Source organism: Streptomyces sp. TAA204 (assembly GCF_000424965.1).
Genome location: NZ_KE384281.1, coordinates 233,559 through 255,117, shown reverse-complemented (window position 1 = coordinate 255,117; position 21,559 = coordinate 233,559). Strand labels below are relative to the sequence as shown.

At 72.1% G+C, this 21,559-nt stretch carries 17 protein-coding genes; 12 read left to right on the top strand and 5 right to left on the bottom strand.

The window, feature by feature from the left end; all coding sequences use genetic code 11:
* Nucleotide 1: 1 nt before the first annotated feature.
* Together H343_RS0125735 and H343_RS0125730 are read right to left on the bottom strand one after the other, a co-directional pair.
* A complete protein-coding gene (locus H343_RS0125735; protein ID WP_078506107.1) occupies nucleotides 2–868 on the bottom strand; it encodes an ABC transporter permease in 867 nt (288 codons plus the stop codon).
* Entirely contained in the window at nucleotides 865–1,911 is a 1,047-nt protein-coding gene (locus H343_RS0125730; RefSeq protein WP_028433470.1) for an ATP-binding cassette domain-containing protein, read from the bottom strand. Before H343_RS0125730 ends, H343_RS0125735 begins: the two co-directional genes overlap by 4 nt.
* Nucleotides 1,912–2,080: 169 nt before the next feature.
* Here H343_RS0125730 and H343_RS0125725 point away from each other — a divergent pair, with 169 nt between their 5' ends.
* The 12 genes from H343_RS0125725 to H343_RS32885 all read left to right on the top strand — a co-directional run bounded on the left by H343_RS0125725 (nucleotide 2,081) and on the right by H343_RS32885 (nucleotide 19,818).
* Complete coding sequence (locus H343_RS0125725) at nucleotides 2,081–2,770, top strand: SDR family oxidoreductase (protein WP_028433469.1); 690 nt, start codon at nucleotides 2,081–2,083, stop codon at nucleotides 2,768–2,770.
* Nucleotides 2,767–3,861, top strand: coding sequence for a methionine synthase (locus H343_RS32895; RefSeq protein WP_078506106.1), 1,095 nt, complete (start codon nucleotides 2,767–2,769; stop codon nucleotides 3,859–3,861). Before H343_RS0125725 ends, H343_RS32895 begins: the two co-directional genes overlap by 4 nt.
* A 15-nt stretch (nucleotides 3,862–3,876) precedes the next feature.
* Entirely contained in the window at nucleotides 3,877–6,057 is a 2,181-nt protein-coding gene (gene ligA / locus H343_RS0125715) for an NAD-dependent DNA ligase LigA (protein WP_028433468.1), read from the top strand.
* A 255-nt stretch (nucleotides 6,058–6,312) separates the two neighbouring features.
* Nucleotides 6,313–8,601, top strand: a complete 2,289-nt coding sequence (locus tag H343_RS0125710; RefSeq protein ID WP_486587047.1) for a putative bifunctional diguanylate cyclase/phosphodiesterase — start codon at nucleotides 6,313–6,315, stop codon at nucleotides 8,599–8,601.
* 417 nt (nucleotides 8,602–9,018) lie between these two features.
* Nucleotides 9,019–9,315 (top strand): Asp-tRNA(Asn)/Glu-tRNA(Gln) amidotransferase subunit GatC, encoded by a 297-nt coding sequence (gene gatC / locus H343_RS0125705; RefSeq protein ID WP_028433466.1) that lies wholly within the window; start codon nucleotides 9,019–9,021, stop codon nucleotides 9,313–9,315.
* A 5-nt stretch (nucleotides 9,316–9,320) separates the two neighbouring features.
* Complete coding sequence (gene gatA, locus H343_RS0125700) at nucleotides 9,321–10,814, top strand: Asp-tRNA(Asn)/Glu-tRNA(Gln) amidotransferase subunit GatA (protein ID WP_028433465.1); 1,494 nt, start codon at nucleotides 9,321–9,323, stop codon at nucleotides 10,812–10,814.
* Nucleotides 10,811–11,047, top strand: a complete 237-nt coding sequence (locus H343_RS0125695; RefSeq protein WP_028433464.1) for a hypothetical protein — start codon at nucleotides 10,811–10,813, stop codon at nucleotides 11,045–11,047. The genes gatA and H343_RS0125695 overlap by 4 nt, the downstream gene beginning before the upstream one ends.
* Nucleotides 11,048–11,062: 15 nt before the next feature.
* Nucleotides 11,063–12,571 (top strand): Asp-tRNA(Asn)/Glu-tRNA(Gln) amidotransferase subunit GatB, encoded by a 1,509-nt coding sequence (gene gatB / locus H343_RS0125690; protein WP_028433463.1) that lies wholly within the window; start codon nucleotides 11,063–11,065, stop codon nucleotides 12,569–12,571.
* 270 nt (nucleotides 12,572–12,841) lie between these two features.
* On the top strand, nucleotides 12,842–15,199 hold the full coding sequence (locus H343_RS32890) for an MMPL family transporter (protein ID WP_078506105.1): 2,358 nt from the start codon (nucleotides 12,842–12,844) through the stop codon (nucleotides 15,197–15,199).
* Between the two features lie 6 nt (nucleotides 15,200–15,205).
* On the top strand, nucleotides 15,206–15,793 hold the full coding sequence (locus H343_RS0125680) for a GHMP family kinase ATP-binding protein (protein ID WP_028433462.1): 588 nt from the start codon (nucleotides 15,206–15,208) through the stop codon (nucleotides 15,791–15,793).
* 351 nt (nucleotides 15,794–16,144) lie between these two features.
* Nucleotides 16,145–16,315, top strand: a complete 171-nt coding sequence (locus H343_RS0125675) for a hypothetical protein (RefSeq protein WP_158679618.1) — start codon at nucleotides 16,145–16,147, stop codon at nucleotides 16,313–16,315.
* A 113-nt stretch (nucleotides 16,316–16,428) separates the two neighbouring features.
* On the top strand, nucleotides 16,429–19,818 hold the full coding sequence (locus H343_RS32885; protein ID WP_486587046.1) for a helix-turn-helix transcriptional regulator: 3,390 nt from the start codon (nucleotides 16,429–16,431) through the stop codon (nucleotides 19,816–19,818).
* A 17-nt stretch (nucleotides 19,819–19,835) separates the two neighbouring features.
* On the opposite strand, the gene H343_RS32880 is transcribed toward H343_RS32885, so the two are convergent.
* Genes H343_RS32880 through H343_RS0125655 form a run of 3 tightly spaced genes read right to left on the bottom strand, consistent with a single transcriptional unit; the run spans nucleotide 19,836 to nucleotide 21,460 of the window.
* Nucleotides 19,836–20,075: a DUF6191 domain-containing protein gene (locus tag H343_RS32880; RefSeq protein ID WP_037905126.1), complete on the bottom strand. Its 240-nt coding sequence runs from the start codon at nucleotides 20,073–20,075 to the stop codon at nucleotides 19,836–19,838.
* Nucleotides 20,075–20,272, bottom strand: a complete 198-nt coding sequence (locus H343_RS32875) for a DUF6191 domain-containing protein (RefSeq protein WP_037905123.1) — start codon at nucleotides 20,270–20,272, stop codon at nucleotides 20,075–20,077. Before H343_RS32875 ends, H343_RS32880 begins: the two co-directional genes overlap by 1 nt.
* Nucleotides 20,273–20,290: 18 nt before the next feature.
* A complete protein-coding gene (locus tag H343_RS0125655; RefSeq protein ID WP_028433460.1) occupies nucleotides 20,291–21,460 on the bottom strand; it encodes a PQQ-dependent sugar dehydrogenase in 1,170 nt (389 codons plus the stop codon).
* Between the last annotated feature and the right edge of the window lie 99 nt (nucleotides 21,461–21,559).

Below are 21,559 nucleotides of genomic sequence, written 5' to 3'. Positions count from 1 at the left end.
GTCATCTGCGGTTGTACAGGCGCATGGTGAGGGTGCCGAACACCGCGATCAGCACACCGGCGGAGATCAGCGTCCAGCTGATCTCGCCGCCGGGCCACTGCCCCTCCATCATGCCGCGCACGGCCGCGACGAGATGGGTGACCGGGTTGACCTCCACGAACGCCTGCAGCCACCCCGGCATCGTCCTCGGGTCGACGAGGATGTTGCTGAGGAAGGTGAGGGGGAAGAGCACCATCATGCTCACGCCCATCACCGACTTCTCCGAGCGCAGCAGCAGCCCGAACATGGTCCACAGCCAGGAGAAGGCGAAGGAGAAGACCACCAGCAGCGCGATGCCGGAGAACACTCCCGTCACGCCGCCGCCCGGCCGGAACCCCAGTGCCAGACCCACGGCGAGGATCACCACCGACGCCATCGTGTAGCGGAAGGCGTCGCCGAGGAGATAGCCCACCATCGGAGCCGGCCGCCATATCGGCAGCGTACGGAAGCGGTCGAACACCCCCTTCTCGATGTCGGTGTTGACCGAGACGCCCGTGTACATGGTGGTCATCACCACGCTCATCACCATGATCCCCGGCAGCAGGAACTGGAGGTACTCCGTGGTCGATCCCGCCAGCGCACCGCCGAAGAGGTAGGTGAACATCAGCGTCATCATGATCGGGAAGGCGGTCACGTCGAAGAGCTGCTCGGGGACGTGCTTGATCTTGAGCATGGCGCGCCAGCCGAAGGTCATGCAGACGGACGGAGCGCCGGGGCGCGGGGGCCGCTGACCGGCGACCAGCACAGCGGCGAGTCCGTGCGGGCCGTTGCCCGAAAGCCGGGGCACCTCGCCCTTCGCGGTGGCGGGGGATGCGGGCGACGTGCTCATGCTGCTGCCTCCTCGGCATCTGCCCGGTCCCCGGGCTCCTGGCCGTGGGCGGGGTGGTCGGTCAGGGCGAGGAAGACCTCGTCCAGACTGGGCTGGCCCAGCGAGAAGTGGTCGACGGTGATACCGGAACGTGTGAGTTCTGCGAGTGCCTCGGCGGCCTGTTCGGCGGCCCCGCGCTCCGTTCCACCGCCCTGGACGCGCACTGTCAGCGCCACCGGGTCGGGCTCGGAGTGCACCTGAGCGGCGAGTGCGCGGGAGAGCACCCGCTGTGCCTCCTCGCGCTGAGCGGCGTCACGAAGCCGCAGACGCACCGAACCCGCGCCGACGGACGACTTCAGCTGGCCGGGCGTGCCCTCGGCGATGACCCTTCCGTGGTCGATGACGGCGATACGGCCGGCGAGCTGGTCGGCCTCGTCCAGGTACTGGGTTGTCAGCAGCACCGTCGTGCCCTGTGCGACGACGGCCCGCACGATGTCCCACACCTGGTTCCTGCTCCTGGGGTCCAGGCCCGTGGTGGGCTCGTCCAGGAAGAGCAGATCGGGGGTGTTGAGGATGCTGGCGGCGATGTCGATGCGCCGCCGCATGCCGCCCGAGTAGTGCTTCACCTGGCGCTTCGCCGCGTCCGCGAGGCCGAACGCCTCCAGCAGCTGCGCCGCCCGCTTCCGCGCGGCCTGCTTGGAGTGGCCGAGCAGCCGGGCGAGCAGCACGAGGTTCTCCGACCCGGTCAGGTCCTCGTCGACCGAGGCGTACTGCCCGGTGAGGCTGACGCGCGAGCGCACGGCGTCCGCCTCCCGCAGCACGTCGTGCCCGAAGACCCTCGCCTCGCCGCCGTCCGGCCGCAGCAGCGTGGCCAGCATCTTCACGGCGGTGGTCTTGCCCGCGCCGTTCGGCCCGAGCACCCCGTAGACCGTGCCGGCGGGTACGACGAGGTCGATCCCGTCCACGGCCCGGTTGTCCCCGAAGACCTTCACCAGGCCGCTCGTCTCGACCGCCGGCCCGTCCGGCCGCCGCGACGTGGTCCCTCTCGCTGTGTCACTCGTCATCGCTGCCCTCCCTGATCCCTGCTGACCGGCCTCAGCGTAGGGCCGCCCTCCGACAGACCGGTGAAAGCAGGAGAAATCATCGGCGGGACGCGGGAGGTTCCGCATGACCTCCGTGGGAGGAGCCGCCACCGGTTCGTGACCGGTGAGAGTGCTGCGGGACGATGGAGCCATGGCAACGCATCTGATCACCGGTGCCGGATCGGGCATCGGAGCCGCCGTCACCCGGCGGCTCCTCGACCGCGGCGACGAACTGTGGCTCCTGGCGCGCGACGCGGGCCGTGCCGGGCAACTGGCCGGAGACTTCCCCGGGGCGCGCACGCTCGTCGGCGACCTCGGCGAGCCCGAGCGGCTCTCCTGGGCGCTCAGCCACCAGGACCTGCCCGAACGGCTGGACTCCCTGCACCACATCGCCGGGGTGGTCGACCTCGGCGGCGTCGACGAGCTCACGCCGAAGGTCTGGAACCACACCCTCGCCGCGAACCTCGTCGCGCCGGCCGAGCTGACGCGGCTGCTGCTGCCCCAGCTCCGTCTCGCGCGCGGGCACGTCCTCTTCGTCAACTCCGGGGCGGGGCTGCGCGCCAACCCGCAGTGGTCGGCGTACGCGGCCTCCAAGCACGGCCTGAAGGCCCTGGCGGACGCGCTGCGCGCGGAGGAGGGCGGCCACGGCGTGCGCGTCACCTCCGTCTACCCGGGACGCACCGCCACGCCCATGCAGGAGAAGGTGCACCGGCAGGAAGGCAAGGAGTACGAGCCCGGACGGTGGATCACTCCGGAGGCCGTCGCGACGACGCTGCTGACCGCGCTGGACATGCCGCGCGGCGCGGAGGTCACCGACCTGACCGTGAAGCCGGCCGCATGAGCGGCGGCACGGCAGGAGCGGCGGGTCAGGCGGGAGAAGCCAGGGCGCCGGGCCCGGCGGGAGAAGCCGGGGCGCACGGCACCGGGGGCTTCGCCTGGGGCAGCGCCGCGGCGACCGGGATCGGCTCGATGCCCGGTGAGGACGCCCGCGAGGCCGCCCGCACGGTCACCGGCACACTGGAGGACTTCGCCTTCCTCCCGGAGCTTCCCGCGCGCGGTCCCGGCGCGGACATGACCGGACGGACCATCGGTCTGCTGGTCGAGCTGTACGCGCACGTCGAGCCCAGCGGGTGGCGCCTGAGCGACCGCCCCGGCCGCGACACCCGCCGCGCGCACTCCTGGATGCGCGAAGACCTGGACGCGCTGGAGGAGTTCACCCAGGGATACCGCGGCGCGCTGAAGGTCTCGGCGGTCGGCCCGTGGACCCTGGCCGCCACCCTGGAGCGGCGCGGGGGCGAGGCCGTACTGGGCGACGCGGGCGCCCGGCGGGACCTGACGGCCTCTCTCACGGAGGGCCTGCTCGCCCATCTCGCCGACGTACGGCGCAGGGTGCCGGACGCGCGGCTCGTACTGCAGCTCGACGAGCCGTCGTTGACGGCCGTGCTGCGCGGCGAGGTGCCCACGGCCAGCGGGTACCGCAGTCATGCCGCGGTCGACCGGGCCGTGGTCGAGGGTGCCCTGCGGCAGCTGACGGAGGCGGTGGGGGTGCCCGTCGTCGTGCACTCGTGCGCGCCACGGCCTCCCGTCGCGCTGCTGCGCCGGGCGGGGGCCACCGGTGTCTCGTTCGACGCCTCGCTGCTCACCGAGCGTGACGACGATGTGCTGGGTGAGGCCGTCGAGGGCGGCACCGCGCTCCTCGCAGGCGTCGTTCCCGGCCTCGCGCCGGAGTCGGGGGGATTGTCGGACCCTGGCGGTAGCGTCAGTGGTGTCAGGTCGCTGTGGCGCAGGCTCGGGCTGTCCCCGGCCCTCCTCGCGGAGTCGGTCGTGGTCACTCCGGCGTGCGGGCTGGCGGGTGCTTCGCCCGCGTACGCGAGTGCGGCGCTCGCCCACTGCGTCCGGGCTGCGAGATCCCTCGCTGACAACCCTGAGTAACGGGAGGACGAGACGGTGGCTGGCGAACAGCACGCGGCAGTGCCCGCTCAGACGCGGGAGCGTCATCAGCGCCTGGCGGAACAGATCGAGGAGCACCGCTTCCGTTACTACGTGCGGGACGCGCCCGTCGTCAGCGACGCCGAGTTCGACAGGCTGCTGCGCGAGCTGGAAGGGCTGGAGGCCGAACACCCCGGACTGGTCACGCCGGACTCGCCCACGCAGAAGGTCGCCGGGCAGTACGAGACGGAGTTCACCGAGGTCGCGCACCGCGAGCGCATGCTCTCGCTGGACAACGCCTTCGACGACGCGGAGCTGGGCGAGTGGGAGGAGCGCGTCCGCCGTGAACTGGAGGGCGTCGAGCACCATTTCCTCTGCGAGCTCAAGATCGACGGGCTGGCGGTCAACCTCACCTACGAGCACGGCCGGCTCACCCGCGCGGCCACCCGCGGCGACGGCCGCACCGGCGAGGACATCACCCCGAACATCCGCACCATCGACGACATCCCCGAGAGGCTGACCGGCGAGCGCGTCCCCGCCCTGGTCGAGGTCCGGGGGGAGGTCTTCTTCCCCATGGAGCGCTTCGAGGAACTCAACGCCCGTCTGGTGGAGGCCGGTGAGAAGCCCTTCGCCAACCCCCGCAACGCCGCGGCCGGTTCGCTCCGCCAGAAGGACCCGAAGGTCACCGCGACGCGGCCGCTGCGCATGGTGGTGCACGGCGTGGGCGCCCGTGAGGGCTTCGACATCGACAAGCTCAGCCACGCCTACGACCTGCTGCGTGAGTGGGGTCTGCCCACCTCGACGCACACCGAGGTCGTCGACGGGCTCGACGGTGTCCGCGGGTTCATCTCCTACTACGGCGAACACCGGCACTCCGTGGCGCACGAGATCGACGGCGTCGTGGTGAAGCTGGACGAGGTGCGGCTGCAGGGCCGGCTCGGCTCCACCTCGCGCGCTCCGCGCTGGGCCATCGCCTGGAAGTACGCCCCGGAGGAGGTGAACACCAAGCTGGTCGACATCCGCGTCGGCGTCGGGCGTACGGGCCGTGTCACGCCGTACGCGGTGGTGGAGCCGGTGACGGTCGCGGGCTCGGAGGTCGAGTTCGCCACCCTGCACAACCAGGAGGTCGTCAGGTCCAAGGGCGTGCTCATCGGGGACACGGTGGTGCTGCGCAAGGCCGGCGACGTCATTCCGGAGATCCTCGGCCCCGTGGCCGACCTGCGGGACGGCAGCGAGCGCGAGTTCGAGATGCCCGACCGCTGTCCCGACTGCGGTACGGCGCTGCGCCCCATGAAGGAGGGCGACATCGATCTGCGCTGTCCCAACGCCCGGTCCTGCCCGGCCCAGTTGAGGGAGCGTCTGTTCTATCTCGCGGGCCGCAAGTCCCTGGACATCGAGCACTTCGGCTATGTGGTGGCCACGGCCCTCACCCAGCCCCTTGAGCCCGCGCAGCCGCCGCTGAAGGACGAGGGCGGCCTCTTCGACCTGGAGGTCTCCGACCTGCTGCCCATCAAGTCCCATGTGCTGGACCCGGACAGCGGCTTGCCCAAGCGCGATCCGGAGACCGGGGAGAAGAAGGTCGTCACCCTCTTCGCCAACAAGGAGGGCGAGCCCCGGAAGAACACCCTGGCGATGCTGGAGAACATCGAGGCGGCCAAGGAGCGTCCGCTGGCCCGCGTCATCACGGGGCTGTCGATCCGGCACGTGGGTCCGGTCGCCGCGGAGGCGCTGGCCCGGGAGTTCCGCTCGCTGGAGCGGATCGCGGAGGCGGACGAGGCGGAGCTGGCGGCGACGGAGGGTGTGGGCCCGACCATCGCGGCCTCGCTCAAGGCGTGGTTCGCCGAGGACTGGCACCGGGAGATCGTCGAACGCTGGCGTGCGGCCGGGGTCCGGATGGAGGCCGAGGGCTCGGCCGAGGAGGGGCCGCGTCCGCTGGAGGGGCTCACCGTCGTCGTCACGGGGACGCTCGCGACGCTGACGCGGGACGGTGCGAAGGAGGCGCTGCAGCAGCGCGGAGCGAAGGTGACCGGATCTGTTTCGAAGAAGACCGGTTTCGTGGTGGTGGGAGAGAGCCCGGGGTCGAAATACGACAAGGCCGTCCAGTTGAAGGTGCCTGTTTTGGACGATGACGGTCTCGCCGTTCTGTTGGAGCAAGGGCCGGACGCGGCGCGCGAAGTGGCTGAAAAACAACCGGAATAGGGCACTGAGTGCCCGTCAACTCCTCCCAGTTTTCCCGGTGTTGTTCGCCAGTCACAGGTGTCCCACGCGTTTACGCCAGGGTATGCACTCAGGAGCCGCACTTTTATCGCTCGTTGCTCCCGAATGGGGCTGGATCGGCCGGGTCGCACACGGTCAACCCGGGCCGATCGCTGCCCCGGCAGCGCTGTGCGGCCTACTGTTGATGTGTGTGCCTGATTCGGCGAGCAGGCACAGACGGCTGCGAGAGGGACGGGCATGCGGGAATTCCCTGGGGGCCACGGTCCCCCGTACTCCGGCCTGCCCGACGACGCGGGCGGAAGTACGGGGTCCACGGCCGGAGCGGAGGACGTGCCGTGGGTGCAGCGCATAGCCGCGCTGCGGGTGCCTGGACTGTCGCTGTTCGCCGTCGTCGGAGCGGGCATCGCGCTCGGCACGGGCTTCTTCCGTGTCCTGACCCAGGGGAACGCTCTCTTCCCCGACGCGGTCACGGGCTGGTCGCTGGCGGTGCTGACCGGCATCGTCGTCGGTCACCTCGTCGCGCTCGGCCGTGACCGCTGGTGGGGCGGCACCGGTTCGGGGGCGGCGCTGACCCTGGCCATCCTCCTGCTGTACGGCTGGGTGCCGGCCGCGCTCGTCAGCCTGGCCGTGGTCGTCCTGGTCGGTGCGGCACGCCGCCACCGGTGGCGGCAGGCGGTGGTGCACGGCGCCGTCGACATACTCGGCATCGGCGCGGCGTCGCTCGCGTTGGCGGCCTTCGGCACCCACCCCTCCGTCGAACATCCCTGGAGGCCCGCGGACTGGGGCTACTTCGCGCTGCCCGAGGTGATCCTCGCGGCCTGCGCCTATCTGGTGGCCACCCGCACCCTGCTGTGGTTCTCCCGCACGCCCCCCAAGACCGGCCTGCCCACGGCACTGCGCAGGTCCCTGCTGCGCCAGGGGCTCGTCGCCCTCGCGCTGCTGGGCATCTCACCGCTGATAGCCGTGGTCGCGGCCCACCGCCCCGTCCTCCTCCCGCTGTTCGCTGTGCCGCTCATCGCGCTGGACTCCACGCTGTGGATCGCGCGCGTGCGCGCAGAGGAGGCGCTGCGCGACCCCCTCACCGGCCTGCCCAACCGCCAGTGGCTGCTGGAGCGCACCTGGTCGGCGCTGGACGAGGCGGACCGTACCGAGGCCCGTTCCGCGCTCGTCCTCATCGATCTCGACCGCTTCCGCTCCGTGAACGACACCCTCGGCCATCTCGCGGGCGACAGGCTTCTGTTGAAGATCGCGGAGCGGCTGCGCGCGGAGCTGCCGCGCGGGGCGGAGGCGGCCCGGCTCGGCGGCGACGAGTTCGCGGTCCTGCTTCCGCTGGCCGACTCCACGACGAGCGCGATGCGTGCCGCCCGCACGCTGGTCTCCGCCCTGGGCTCCCCGCTGGACCTGGACGGGCTGACGCTGGTGCTGGAGGCGAGCGCCGGCGTCGCGGTCTTCCCGGAGCACGCCAGGGAGGCGGAGGGGCTGCTGCGCCGGGCGGACGTGGCCATGTACGAGGCCAAGCGGGACCGTACGGGCGTCGAGGTCTACGAGGCGACACGCGACAGCAACACCCCGGACAGGCTGGGCCTGCTGGCGGACCTGCGGCGGGCGCTGGACGCGGGCGAGGTCGAGCTGCACTACCAGCCGAAGGTCGGCTTCGACGGTGTCGTCTCGGGTCTGGAGGCGCTGGTGCGCTGGGTGCATCCCGAGCGCGGGCGCGTCCCTCCGGACGAGTTCATCGCGATAGCGGAGACGTCCGGGCTGATGCCCCGGCTGACGGAGTACGTCCTGGAGACGGCGCTCGCCCAGGTGGCGCGGTGGCGTTCGGACGGGCTGACCGTGCCCGTCGCCGTGAACGTCTCTCCCCGGGACGTGCACGCCCCCGGCTTCGCGGGAGCGGTCGCCGGGCGGCTGGCCCGGCACGGAGTCCCGGCCGGCGCGCTCCAGTTGGAGATCACCGAGCACGTCCTCCTGGAGGACCCCCAGCGCGCGGCCGACACGCTGGCGGCCCTCGCGGGCCACGGCGTGAAGATGTCGCTGGACGACTTCGGCACCGGCTACTCCTCGCTGGTGCACCTGCGGCGGCTGCCGGTGAGCGAGCTGAAGATCGACCGCTCGTTCGTGGCACGGCTCGCGGTGGACGCCGAGGACGCCGAGATCGTGCGCTGCACGGTCGATCTGGCGCACTCGCTGGGCCTGCTGGTGGTGGCCGAGGGCGTCGAGGACGACGAGACGTGGGAGCGGCTGCGGGACCTGGGCTGTGACGCCGTCCAGGGCTGGCTCGTGGCCGCGGCCATGCCGCCGGACGAGACGACGGCATGGCTGCGGGCGCGCGACGGTGTCCCGCACTCCCTGGAGCGTGCTCGTACGCGCCCGCAGCCGGAGTGCGGGTCGACGCCGAGGCAGCCGGGGCACTCCCGGCCCAACTCCCCTTCCGCCGGGGGGACTCCCAGATCGTCCGGCCCTTCGGGCCCGACCCAGTCCGCCCACCAGGCGAACCGTCCCTCCGGCTGGCAGCCGGTCCAGTAGAGCCGGCAGGGGCAGCGGGCGCGCGCGGTGCAGGTCCTGCCGTGCGGGCGTTCCGGCGCGCGGCGGCGCCCGGCACCGCCCCGGGATGCTTCGCCGCCCGCTCCCGCAACCCCTTGTCCCCGCAACCCCTTGTCCCCGCCGCCCCTTGTCCCGTCACCTCTCGTCCCCGTCACCCCTGCCCCGCCGCTTCCGCCCGGAAGGGGAGGGCGCCGCACCAGTGCGTGGGGCGGACCGCCCCGAGCCGGGCCTACCGCCCCTGACCTGCGGGGCGTGCGCTCCTCGGGGGAGGTTCTCCGCGGCCGCCCCCGGGCACGGGGGCGGCCTTTCCTCCCGGCAGTCCGCCCGGCGGCACGTGACGGTCCGCGGGAGCCATAGGATTGAGCCGGAAGTTCCGACACTGACCCAGAGGACCGCTGCATGCCTGGCATCTCGCGCGAGGAGGTCGCCCACCTCGCCCGGCTGGCGCGCCTGGAGCTGAAGGACGAAGAGCTCGATCACTTCGCCGGACAGCTCGACGACATCATCGGCGCGGTCGCCGCCGTCTCCGATGTCGCCGACGAGGACGTACCGCCGACCTCACACCCGCTGCCGCTCACCAACGTCATGCGCCCGGACGTCGTACGTCCGAGCCTGACCCCCGAGCAGGCGCTCTCCGGCGCCCCCGCCCAGGAGCAGCAGCGTTTCAAGGTGCCGCAGATCCTCGGGGAGGACTGAGCGAGATGGCCGATCTGACCAGACTGACCGCCGCCCGTACGGCGGAGATGATCGCGAGCGGTGAGGTCACCGCCGTCGAGGTCACGCAGGCGCATCTCGCCCGTATCGACGCCGTGGACGAGAAGGTGCACGCCTTCCTGCACGTCGACCGCGAAGGCGCCCTCGCCAAGGCCGGCGAGGTCGACGAGAAGCGCGCGCGCGGCGAGCGGCTCGGACCGCTGGCCGGTGTACCCCTGGCGCTGAAGGACATCTTCACCACCGAGGGCGTGCCCACGACCGCCGGTTCGAAGATTCTGGAGGGCTGGATCCCGCCGTACGACGCGACCGTGACCCGGAAGCTGAGGGAGGCGGACGTCGTCATCCTCGGCAAGACCAACATGGACGAGTTCGCCATGGGGTCCTCGACCGAGAACAGCGCGTTCGGCCCGACCGGCAACCCGTGGGACCTCACCCGCGTCCCCGGCGGTTCGGGAGGTGGCTCCTCCGCGGCCGTCTCCGCCCATGAGGCGGCGCTGGCCATCGGCACCGACACCGGCGGCTCCATCCGCCAGCCCGCCGCCGTCACCGGAACCGTGGGCGTCAAGCCGACCTACGGCGGGGTGTCCCGGTACGGCATGGTCGCCTTCTCCTCCTCGCTCGACCAGGCGGGGCCCTGCGCCCGCAACGTCCTGGACGCGGCGCTGCTGCACTCGGTGATCGGGGGTCACGACGAGCTGGACTCGACCTCGATCGACCGGCCCGTCCCGGACGTGGTCGCCGCCGCGCGCAACGGGGACGTGAAGGGCCTGCGGGTCGGCGTCGTCAAGGAGTTCAGCGGTGAGGGCTACCAGGCGGGCGTGCTGCGGCGCGTCGAGGAGAGCGTGGAGTTGCTGCGCGAGCTGGGCGCCGAGGTCGTCGAGGTCTCGTGCCCGTCCTTCACCAAGGCGCTCGCCGCCTACTATCTGATCGCGCCGTCCGAGTGCTCCTCCAACCTCGCCCGCTTCGACGCCATGCGCTACGGGCTGCGGGTCGGTGACGACGGCTCGCACTCCGCCGAGGAGGTCACCGCCCTCACCCGCGAGGCGGGCTTCGGCGACGAGGTCAAGCGCCGCGTCATGCTCGGCACGTACGCGCTCAGCTCCGGCTACTACGACGCCTACTACGGCTCCGCGCAGAAGGTGCGCACGCTCATCACCCGTGACTTCGAGCGCGCCTTCGGAGAGGTGGACGTGCTGGTCTCGCCCACCACTCCGACCACGGCCTTCCCGATCGGTGAGCGCGCCGACGACCCGATGGCCATGTACCTTGCGGACCTGTGCACCATCCCGGCCAACCTGGCCGGCAACGCCGCCATGTCCGTTCCGTGCGGCCTGGCCGAGGAGGACGGCCTCCCGGTGGGGCTGCAGATCATCGCCCCGGCCATGGCCGATGACCGTCTCTATCGTGTCGGTGCGGCCGTGGAGGCCGCTCACCAGGCACGTTGGGGGCACCCGCTGCTTGAGGAGGCACCGTCGCTGTGAGTGGAAAGCTGAGCAAGGCCAAGAAGTCCAGGGTCGGCATGTACGTGTCCATCGCGTCCTCCCTCTTCGGGGTGGTCGGCACCGTCAAGCGGGGCCGCGAGGCGCGCCGCGAGGGCGACACGCTGCAGCTGATCGACGTGGCCGTCTCCGCGGCGGGCATCGTCACGGGCGTCGCGCTGCTGGTGCGGGAGCTGCGGCGGGCAGACATCGACGACATCCTCTTTGACGACTGAGGGGCTGGCTTTTCCGTGACCGTCACTGAACTGGTGCCGTACGAGGACGCGTTGGCGTCCTACGACCCCGTCATGGGCCTGGAGGTCCATGTCGAGCTCGGCACCCGTACGAAGATGTTCTGCGGCTGTTCCACGACGCTCGGTTCGGGCGCCAACAGCCAGACCTGCCCGACCTGTCTCGGGCTTCCCGGCGCGCTGCCGGTGGTCAACTCGAGCGGAGTCGAGTCCGCAGTGCGCATCGGCCTCGCGCTCAACTGCCGGATCGCGGAATGGTGCCGCTTCGCCCGGAAGAACTACTTCTACCCGGACATGCCGAAGAACTTCCAGACGTCCCAGTACGACGAGCCCGTCGCCTTCGACGGCTATCTCGACGTACAGCTCGAGGACGGCGAGGTCTTCCGCGTCGCGATCGAACGCGCGCACATGGAGGAGGACACCGGCAAGTCGACGCACATCGGCGGTGCCACCGGCCGTATCCACGGCGCCTCCCACTCGCTGCTGGACTACAACCGGGCGGGCATCCCGCTGATCGAGATCGTCACCAAGCCGATCGAGGGCGCGGGGGAGCGCGCGCCCGAGGTGGCCAAGGCCTACGTCGCCGAACTGCGCGAACTGATCAAGGCGTTGGACGTCTCGGAGGCCCGGATGGAGATGGGCCAGATGCGCTGCGACGTCAACCTGTCGCTGCGTCCCAGGGGCGAGAGCGCCTTCGGCACCCGCAGCGAGACGAAGAACGTCAACTCGCTGCGCAGCGTCGAGCGCGCCGCCCGGTTCGAGATCCAGCGGCACGCGGCCGTGCTCGACGCCGGCGGGAAGATCGTCCAGGAGACCCGGCACTTCCACGAGGACGACGGCTCCACCACCTCCGGCCGGGTGAAGGAGGAGGCGGAGGACTACCGGTACTTCCCCGAGCCCGACCTGGTGCCGGTCGCCCCTTCGCGTGAGTGGGTCGAGGAGCTTCGCGCCGGGCTGCCGGAGCTGCCGCGCGTGCGCCGCAACCGGCTGCGCGAGGAGTGGGGCATCACCCAGCACGAGATGCAGTCCGTGCTCAACGCGGGTGCCCTCGGTCTCATCCTCGCCACGGTCGAGGAGGGCGCCCCCGCCGACCAGGCCCGCAAGTGGTGGATGGGCGAGCTGGCACGCCGCGCCAACGAGTCCGGCACCGACCTGTCGGAACTGCCCATCGGCCCGGCCGACGTGGCCCGTGTCTGCGAGCTGGTCCAGGAGGGCTCGCTCAACGACAAGCTGGCCCGCCAGACCATCGAAGGCGTACTCGACGGCGAGGGGTCGCCGGACGAGGTCGTGGACAAGCGCGGCCTGAAGGTCGTCTCCGACGACGGTGCTCTGGGCGCGGCCGTGGACGAGGCGATCGCCGGCAACGCCGCCATCGCCGAGAAGATCCGCGGCGGCAAGGTGCAGGCGGCGGGCGCGCTGGTGGGTGCCGTCATGAAGGCCACCCGCGGCCAGGCCGACGCGGCGCGCGTGCGCGAGCTGATCCTGGAGAAGCTGGGCGTCGAGGGCTGAGCCCCACGCGAAGGAGCCGGGGGCGGTCTGTCACGGACCGTCCCCGGCTCTTTTCCGTATGCAGTGACCTGGCACTTCATATTCCGCGGGCCCGATGTGGCCATCAACACAAAGCTCGCGTTCGATCTTCGTCCGGTGTCACGCTGCCAGGACGGTCACATCACGGCGGCATCACGGTCGCCACTTCCGCCCCGCCCGGCACCGTCGTGGCGCCCGGCGCGGAGGAGACCGCCCACCGCCCCCTCTCCCCGGGAAGAGGTCGAAACCCTTATGACGGCTCTCGCCCGCTGGTGCCTGCGCCGCAGCCTGGCCGTCGTGTTGCTCTGGTGTGCCGTCCTGGCGGGCGTGGGGGGCGCGGCGGTCGTCGCCGGCTCGGCCTACTCCAATCAGTACGACGTCCCCGGCACCGAGGCCGGGCACGCCAACACACTGCTCAGCGAGAGCTTCCCGGAGCGCGCGGGCGACACCGACACGATCGTGTGGAAGACGGGTGCCGACGCCGGAGCGGGCGCCGACAGCGTCCGCGACAGCGAGGTCCGCGAGCGGATGGACCGGGCCCTCGGCGACATCGCCGCCCTGCCGGGAGTGGGATCGGTCAGCAGCCCCTACGCCGGGGGCAGCGAGGCGGAGCAGCGGCAGAACGAGGAGCGCGTCAGCGGGGACGGCCGTACCGCCTACGCCACGGTCACCTTCGACACCCCCGTCGAGGAGCTGGAGAAGAAGGACGTCCAGACCGTCGTCGACACGGCGCAGAGCGCCGGCGACGACGTGGAAGGCATGCAGGTGGAGCTCGGCGGGCCGGGCATCGCCACGACGGAGGAGACCGAGGGGCACCTCAGCGAGGCCGTCGGGATAGCCGTCGCGGCAGTCGTACTGCTGCTCGCGTTCGGTTCGTTCGCCGCCATGCTGCTGCCGCTGGTGACCGCTCTGGTCAGCGTCGGCACGGCCACGCTCGGCATCGGGCTGCTCAGCCACCTGATGAACGTCGCGGACTTCGCACCGATGCTGGGAACCCTCATCGGGCTCGGCGTCGGAATCGACTACGCCCTCTTCATCGTCACCCGGCACCGGCGCGGACTGAAGGAGGGCCTGCCCGTCGAGGAGGCCGCCCAGCGTGCTCTCGCCTCGGCCGGGCGCGCGGTCGTCTTCGCGGGGGTCACGGTGTGCATCGCCCTGCTGGGCATGCTGGTGCTGCGGCTGAGTTTCCTCAACGGCGTCGCCATCGCCGCGTCGCTGACCGTGGTGCTGACCGTGCTGGCCTCGGTGACGCTCGTGCCCGCGCTGCTCGGCATGATCGGAATGCGGGCCCTGAGCAGACGTGAACGCAAACGCCTGGCCGAGCGGGGCCCCGACGTGCCCGCCGACCTGCTGGACGCCGAGGAGGCGTCCCGCCGTGAAGAGGGCAGGGCGCCCGCACGTGCCGGAGCTGCGGCACGCTGGTCGAACTTCGTGGCGCGGCACCCCAGACTGCTGGGCTCCTTCGCCGCGCTGGTGATGGTCGTGCTGGCGGTGCCGATGTCCGGGCTGCAACTGGGCACCTCCGATCAGGGCAACGACCCCGCGACGTCCACGACCCGGCAGGCGTACGACATGCTGGGCGAGGGTTTCGGGCCGGGAACCAACGGGCCCCTCACCCTCGTCGCCGAGATCGACGGCGCCGCCGACGAGGTCGCCTTCCAGGAACTGCCGGAGAAGCTGCGTGATGTGGAGGGCATCGCCAAGGTCTCGCCCGGCGAGGTCAACGCCGAGGGCAGTACGGGCGTGATCACCGTCGTTCCCGACAGCGCCCCGCAGGCGCAGGAGACCTCGCAGCTCGTGGAAGAGCTGCGCACGGACGTGCTGCCCGAGGCCACCGGCTCCGGTTCGCTGGAGGTGGGGGTCGGCGGAGTGACCGCCGCCCACGACGACTTCGCCGACGTGATCCTCGGCAAGCTCCCGCTCTTCGTCGGCATCGTCGTCTCGCTGGGATGCGCGCTGCTGCTCCTCGCCTTCCGCAGCATCGGGATCCCGCTGAAGGCCGCGCTGATGAACATCCTCGCGGTCGCCGCGGCCAGCGGGATCGTCGTCGCGGTCTTCCAGTGGGGGTGGGGCAGCGGCCTGCTCGGGCTGGGCGGGCCGGGTCCGATCGAGCCGTTCCTGCCAGTGATCATGGTCTCGGTCCTCTTCGGCCTGTCGATGGACTATCAGGTCTTCCTGGTGAGCCGGATGTACGAGGAATGGCGGCTGACGGGCGACAACAGCAGAGCCGTCCGCGTCGGACTCGCCGAGACGGGACGAGTGATCAACTCCGCGGCAGTCATCATGATCGCGGTCTTCGGCGCCTTCGTGCTCACCGGCGACAGGATCATCGCGATGTTCGGCATCGGCCTCGCCGCGGCCGTCGCCCTGGACGCCTTCGTCCTGCGTACGCTGCTGGTCCCGGCTCTGATGCACTTGCTGGGCGGGGCCAACTGGTGGCTTCCCCGATGGCTTGAGAAGCGGCTGCCACGTGTGAGCATCGAGCCCGAGCCCGTCCCCGAGGAACTGCCCGCCCCACTGTCCGAACCCGTCGGCGCCGGTGCCCTCGCAGCGGTCCCTCCACCCCGTCCGGAACTCTCATCGGACTCTCAGAAAGGGCACCTACGGTGACGCCCCATGGCTACCGATATAACGAAGACCGACAAGACTGACAAGACCGAGGACACCGGTGCCGCTCCGGAGACGGAACACGAGGAGAGCGCCGCGGTCAACGAGCCCGTGGTGACCGGCTCCGGCGCCGGCCCGGGCGACGACGACCTGGACGTCGTCGCCGCCGAGCGGACCCCGCAGACGCGCCGCGGCTTCGGTGCCGGAGCCGCGGCCGTCGTCAGCGCCGCGCTGGGGCTCAGCTCCCTGACCGGCACCTCGCTCAGCGAGATGCTGCGCGAGCGCAAGCAGCTCATCGGGCAGATCGAGAGCAGCGCCCAGCCCCCGGCCGGCGGGGGCGGCGGCGACCAGATCAGCGCCCTCTACGGCGCCCCCTGGCACGCGACCGCCCTTTTCAACGGACTGTTCGCCCTGCTGGCCGTCATCGTGGGCGGCGTACTGCTCGCCGTCGTCGCCAAGCGCGCGGACACCGGTTCCTGGGTGAAGTCGGTGGCGCTGGGAGGACTCGTGCTCGGGCTGATCGGCCTCCTCGTTGCGGGCGGCATGTACTTCGACCTCTTCGCGAGCCCGCCCGAGGTTCCCGGCCCGGCCTCCTGAGCCTGACCTTCGTCACCGACGGGCGTGAACGGCCGGCGACGCCGTGCGCCCGTCCGTACACGCCCGTGCCGCGTACGCCCGTACGCCCGGGGCCCGGCGCTGGACCCGGACCCCGGCGCGGAAGACCGCCGAAGGGCACGCCCTCCGTCCTCACGGGGCGTGCCCTTCGGTCCTGCCGGGCCCGCCCGGGGATCTGAGGGCCCTCCGGCGCGCGGCTGAGTACTTCCGCCGGAAGGCTGAGGCCCCTCAGGTCCGTAAGACGGGGCAGTCGCCCGATGTGGCGGACCCTCCCGGAGGACGAAGGTGGTGGCGGATGAGAAATCCCTTCACCTTCACCTCCGGGAGTCCGAGATGATCTACAGCCATGAGGCCGCACTGCTGCGCATCGCCGAACTGCGTCACCAGGCGGCTGCCGAACGCAGGGCCCGCCAGTCCACGGGAGGCCGCCGCCGCGGCAGGAGGCGTGAGGAGGCGGAGAAGCGCCCGGGCAAGCCGCCGCAGGAATGGTCCAGCGCCGCGTGACGGACGGACCCGGGACCGGCCGCGCGGAGAGGGAGGGGCCGCGCGCCCCGCAGGGGACACCGCGGGAAAAAACACCTGCCGTCGTGTCGGTCGCCGGTGTCATGCTTGGCGACGTGTCCGACAACTCCGCCGTCAGTCCCGTCCTCATCGGCCGTGGACACGAGATGGGACTGCTCACCGATGCGCTCGCCCGCGCCGACGCGGGCGAGCCGCAGTCGTTGCTGCTGGGAGGTGAGGCGGGAGTCGGCAAGACCCGGCTGCTGGAGGAGTTCCTCGGCGCCGCCCGTGCCGCGGGCGCCGTCACCGCCGTCGGCGGCTGTCTCGAACTGGGCGCCGACGGACTGCCGTTCGCCCCCTTCGCCACCGCGCTGCGGGGCCTGCACCGCTCGCTCGGCGGTGCGGGACTGGTCCCGGCGGTCGCCGGCCGTGAGGCGGAACTGGCACGGCTGCTGCCCGACCTGGCCCCCGGCCCCGCGAGCACCCACGCGGCGCGCCCCGGTGTCCTCGACGAGGAGGACGGCCGTGCCCGGCTCTTCGAACTCACCGCGCAGCTGCTGGAGCGGCTCGCCGCGGACCGTACGGTCGTCCTCGCCCTGGAGGACCTGCACTGGGCCGACCGCTCCACCCGTGAGCTGCTGGGCTACCTCTACCGTTCGGTGCGTACCTCCCGGCTCCTGATCACGGCGACCTACCGCGCCGACGACATCCACCGCCGCCACCCGCTGCGCCCGTTCCTCGCCGAGGTCGACAGGCTGCGCACGGTCCGCCGCGTCGCGCTCCCCCGCCTGACCAGGACGGAGGTGCACGCTCAGATAGCCGCGATCCAGGGCGTGCCCGAGCCCGACCCCGAACAGGCACGGATCATCTTCGAACGCTCCGAGGGCAACCCCTTCTTCGTCGAGGAGCTGACAGCCAACTGCGCCACGTGCGGCATCAGCGACTCCCTTCGGGACCTGCTCCTCGTGCGGGTCGAAGCACTGCCCGAACGCGCGCAGCGCGTGCTGCGGGTCGCCGCACAGGGCGGATCGGCCGTCGAACACGCCCTGCTGGCCGCCGTGTCCGGCCTCCCCGAGGAGGAGCTGCTCGACACGCTCCGCGCGGCCGTCGGCGCCAACGTGCTGCTGCCGACGGACGACGGCGACGGCTACCGCTTCCGGCACGCTCTGCTGCGCGAGGCCGTCAGTGAGGATCTGCTGCCGGGCGAGGGCGCCCGCCTCCACCGCCGGTACGCCGAGTGTCTGGAGGCCGACCCCGGCCTCGTACGGGCCGAGCAGCGCACGACCCGGCTGGCGCACTACTGGTACCACGGCCGCGACGCGGCCAGGGCGCTGCCCGTGGTCCTGGCAGCGGCCGTCGAGGCGCGCCGCCGGCACGCCTTCGCCGAGCAGCATCAACTGCTGGAACGCGCCATCGAGTTGTGGCACGAGGTGCCGCAGGAGGTACGGGAGCGCCTGCGCCCCCTGGACGAGGCGGAGGTCTACCCGGGGTGCACGGAGCCCCCGGCGGCGGAGTCGCTCTCCTTCATGGATCTGCTGGCCGAAGCCGTCGTCGCCGCCCGTACCGGCGGGGACGCCGAGCGCGCCCTGGCCCTGACCCGGCGCGCCCTGGACCTGCTGGAGGAGACCCAGGACCCCCTCCGCGCCGCGTGGTTCCGTGTCAAGCGGTCCAAGATCGTGGAGGCGCTGGGCCGCGGCGACGGCTGGGACGAGATCGGCCGCGCCCAGGAGCTGGTGCGGGGCCTGCCGCCGTCCGCCGTGCACGCGGACGTACTGGCGAGTGCGGCGGCCTGGGGCATGATGCACCACCCCGGCGTCGAAGCCATGCGCACGGCCGTACGGGCGGTCGAGCTGGCGCGGGTCGTGGGCGCCACCACGGTCGAGCTCCAGGCCCGGACCACACTCGGCACGCTCACGGCGGAGGCCGGGGACCTCGACGGTGGTCTGGCCGAGATGCGCAGGGCACGCGAACAGGCCCTGGAACTGGGCGCGTTCGGCGTCGTGGGCCGTGCCGACATCAACATCGCGGCAGAGCTGGAGTCCATGGGCCGCTCCGGTGAAGCCGTCGAGGCGGCTGCCCGCGCGGCGCGGGAGGCCGCCGCGCACGGACGCCCCGAGATCTGCTCCAGCGCGCTGACCAACCAGGCCGAGTCGCTCCACGCCATGGGGGAGTGGGCGGAGGCCGCACGGACCGTGGACGAGGCGTGGGCCACGGCGCGCTCGGCGGAGACCAGGGGTGCGGCGGCCCTGGTGAAGGCGCACCTTCAGCTCGGCAGGGGCGATTTGCGCGCTCTGCGCAGTGCGTCGGAGGCGGCACGCGAGGTGATGGGCCGGCACGTGGTCTCGGCCTCCCCGCAGACGGCCGTGCCGTTGCGGCACTTCGCGCTGGCGCTGGCGGCGGGGAGCGGTGATTTCACGGGCGCGCGTGCGGAGCTGAGACGGGTGCTCAACGAGGACTGGCCGCCGGGCACCCACCGCCATCTGTGGCCGCTGCTGCACGCGGCGGCCGTGCACGAGTCGTCGCTGCGGGGTCTGCCCGCCGCCGAGGAGGGCCGTGCCGCTCTGCTGGAGGACCTGCGGGCGGCCGTACGGCGCCTCCCGCACCCCGCACCGGTCTGGCGTGCCCACTCCCTGCTGGTCAGGGCGGAGCTGGCGCGCGCGGAGGGGCGGGTGGAGCCGGCGGCGTGGGAGGAGGCGTCCGCGGCCTTCGGGGCGCTGGAGCGTCCCTACCAGCTTGCCCAGGCCCGGCAGCGCTGGGCGGAGGCGCTGCTGACCGCCCATGTCCGGGCTTCCGCTTCCGCCGTCCGGGCTCCCGCTCAGGGAGGGGAACGCGGCGTGAGTCGCCCCGCCCGTGAACGGGCGGGGCGACTGCTCACCGAGGCGCTCACGGTCGCGTCCCGACTGGGCGCCGAGCCGCTGCGCCTGGAGATCGAACAGCTTGCCGTCCGGGCGCGGTTGACGCTGCCTTCGGTTCCTGCCCCCGCCTCCGTTTCTGCCTCCGCCCCCGTCTTCGCCTCTGAGGGCCCGTACGAGGGCGCGCCCCTCCCGTCCGTACGGCGGACGGCGGGGGCGGAGGCCACGGCTCGTCCGGCCGCCACGCGGGCGGCGGGCGGCCGGCACGGGGAGGACGGCGTGAGCAGCAGGAACGGCGTGGGCAGCAGGAATGGCGGGGAAGGCAGGGGCGCCGCGGCCCCGGCGGACGCCTTCGGGCTCACCCGGCGCGAGCGGGACGTGCTCGGCCTGGTGGCCGCGGGCCGCAGCAACCGGCAGATCGCCGAGCGGCTCTTCATCTCACCCAAGACGGCGAGCGTCCACGTCTCCAACATCCTGGCGAAGCTGGGAGTGGCGGGGCGTGGTGAGGCGGGCGCCATGGCGCACCGGCTCCGGCTGCTCCCCGGCACGGGCCCGGAGACGGGCAGCGGTACCGTGCCCGGGGGCGGTACAGGCCCGGCATCCGGGTCCGGGCCCGGCCCCGCCGGAGCGGGCACGTCCCGGGAGGCGGGCTGACGCCCCTCGCGCCCGGCTCAGTCGTGGGGGCCGTCCCCGCCGGGCTCGGCCGGCTCGCTCTCCTCCTCCACCTTCGGGCGCGCGGGCAGCACGGCGTGCTGGTCCTGCAGCGCGATGACGATCCTCCCGGAGCCCAGGTCCACGGGGCCGCAGCCCGGCTGGTGCGTCCCTTCGTGGACGTATGTGTGCTCCAGCCGCTGCTTCTCCTGTTCGAGATGCTGCTGACCGGGGAGGAAGATGTTGCCCGCTATGTCCATCACTGGCTCCCGTCCGCGTCCGGCTCCGTCCGACGCGGCTGCGGCGGACGGACCACGACGTGTCCTGAGGTGAGGTCGACCGGGCCGCGGCCGGGGTCGTTGCTGCCGTCCTCGACACGCGTGTGCTCCTGCCGCCTGCGCTCGTCGTCGGTGTGCCGACGGCCCGGGGCGAAGAGCTCCTCGATCAGGTTGAACATGCTTCTCCGCTCGGAGGCTCAGCTCACCTTCAGCTTCAGGATACGGTCATCGCCCTTCTCCGCGGTCCCCCTGCCGTCGGTCTCGCTCGTCACCAGCCACATGCCGTCACCGCCGTCGGAGAGCACCGTGCGCAGCCGCCCGTACTTCCCCTCCAGGAAGGACTGCGGATCGGCAGCGGGCTGCGACCCCTTCAGCGGAATCCGCCACAGCCGTTCGCCGCGCAGACCGGCCATCCACACGGAGCCCTTGACGACGGCGACGCCGCTGGGGGACGCGTCCGCCGTCCGCCACTGCTCCACCGGCCGGACGAACCCGGAGTCACCGGACCTGCCCTCGGCCTCGGGCCAGCCGTAGTTCTTGCCCGGACGGATGAGGTTCAGCTCGTCCCAGGTGTTCTGCCCGAACTCGCTCGCCCACAGCCGCTCGTCGTCGTCCCAGTCCAGGCCCTGTACGTTCCGGTGACCCCAGGACCAGACCACGGAGTCGGACTCGGGGTTGCCCGCGCCGGGCGGCTCGCCGTCCGGAGTCATCCGCAGGATCTTGCCGCCCGGGGAGTCCTTGTCCTGCGAGAGCCCGCCCTCGCCGGACTCGCCCGTGCCCGCGTAGAGCATCTTGTCGGGGCCGAAGGCGATACGTCCGCCGTTGTGGATCTCGCCCTTCGGGATGCCCTTGAAGACCGTGTCCGGGGCTCCGAGCTGGTCACCCTGCGGCTTGTCCGGGTCGTAGAGCATGCGCACGATGCGGTTGTCGGACGCGGTCGTCAGATACGCGTAGACCGTCCCGGCGTCGTCCGGCGGCACCGCGATTCCCAGAAGCCCTCCCTCGCCGCTGGCGGAGACGCCGGGCACCGGACCGAGTTCGGTCTTCTTTCCGCTGCGCCCGTCCACACGGTAGATCTTTCCGGCGTCGCGGCTGGAGACCAGCAGGTCACCGCCGGGAAGCGCGACCAGACCCCACGGGGAGCGCAGCCCGGTCGCCACTGTGCGCTCGACCTTCACCGACCCTTTCGCCGGGGCGGCGGACGCCGTGTCCTCCGGGCTCGTCTCCTCGCCGGGAGTGGCGGAGCGGGAGGACTCCTGCGACGGTGTGCCGGAGTCGTCGGAGCAGCCCGCGGCCAGCAGCGCCAGGACGGCGAGGGCGGCACAGGCGCCCCGCACGGACGGCAGATTACGGCTTCGCACGATCAGTGCCTCCCGGAGTCGGTGTGTTCTCCCGTCACAATGTGATCAGTTCGTTCAGCACACCACATCCGTGACTGCGCCGTGGGGGAGTGCCGGGTTCCCGCG

Excerpts from the sequence above, each read along its gene's own strand:
- H343_RS0125735 (WP_078506107.1), bottom strand. The coding sequence starts at position 868 with ATGAGCACGTCGCCCGCATCCCCCGCCACCGCGAAGGGCGAGGTGCCC.
- H343_RS0125730 (WP_028433470.1), bottom strand. The coding sequence starts at position 1,911 with ATGACGAGTGACACAGCGAGAGGGACCACGTCGCGGCGGCCGGACGGG.
- H343_RS0125725 (WP_028433469.1), top strand. The coding sequence starts at position 2,081 with ATGGCAACGCATCTGATCACCGGTGCCGGATCGGGCATCGGAGCCGCC.
- H343_RS32895 (WP_078506106.1), top strand. The coding sequence starts at position 2,767 with ATGAGCGGCGGCACGGCAGGAGCGGCGGGTCAGGCGGGAGAAGCCAGG.
- H343_RS0125710 (WP_486587047.1), top strand. The coding sequence starts at position 6,313 with ATGCGGGAATTCCCTGGGGGCCACGGTCCCCCGTACTCCGGCCTGCCC.
- gatC (WP_028433466.1), top strand. The coding sequence starts at position 9,019 with ATGCCTGGCATCTCGCGCGAGGAGGTCGCCCACCTCGCCCGGCTGGCG.
- gatA (WP_028433465.1), top strand. The coding sequence starts at position 9,321 with ATGGCCGATCTGACCAGACTGACCGCCGCCCGTACGGCGGAGATGATC.
- H343_RS32890 (WP_078506105.1), top strand. The coding sequence starts at position 12,842 with ATGACGGCTCTCGCCCGCTGGTGCCTGCGCCGCAGCCTGGCCGTCGTG.
- H343_RS0125680 (WP_028433462.1), top strand. The coding sequence starts at position 15,206 with ATGGCTACCGATATAACGAAGACCGACAAGACTGACAAGACCGAGGAC.
- H343_RS0125675 (WP_158679618.1), top strand. The coding sequence starts at position 16,145 with ATGATCTACAGCCATGAGGCCGCACTGCTGCGCATCGCCGAACTGCGT.
- H343_RS32880 (WP_037905126.1), bottom strand. The coding sequence starts at position 20,075 with ATGGACATAGCGGGCAACATCTTCCTCCCCGGTCAGCAGCATCTCGAA.
- H343_RS32875 (WP_037905123.1), bottom strand. The coding sequence starts at position 20,272 with ATGTTCAACCTGATCGAGGAGCTCTTCGCCCCGGGCCGTCGGCACACC.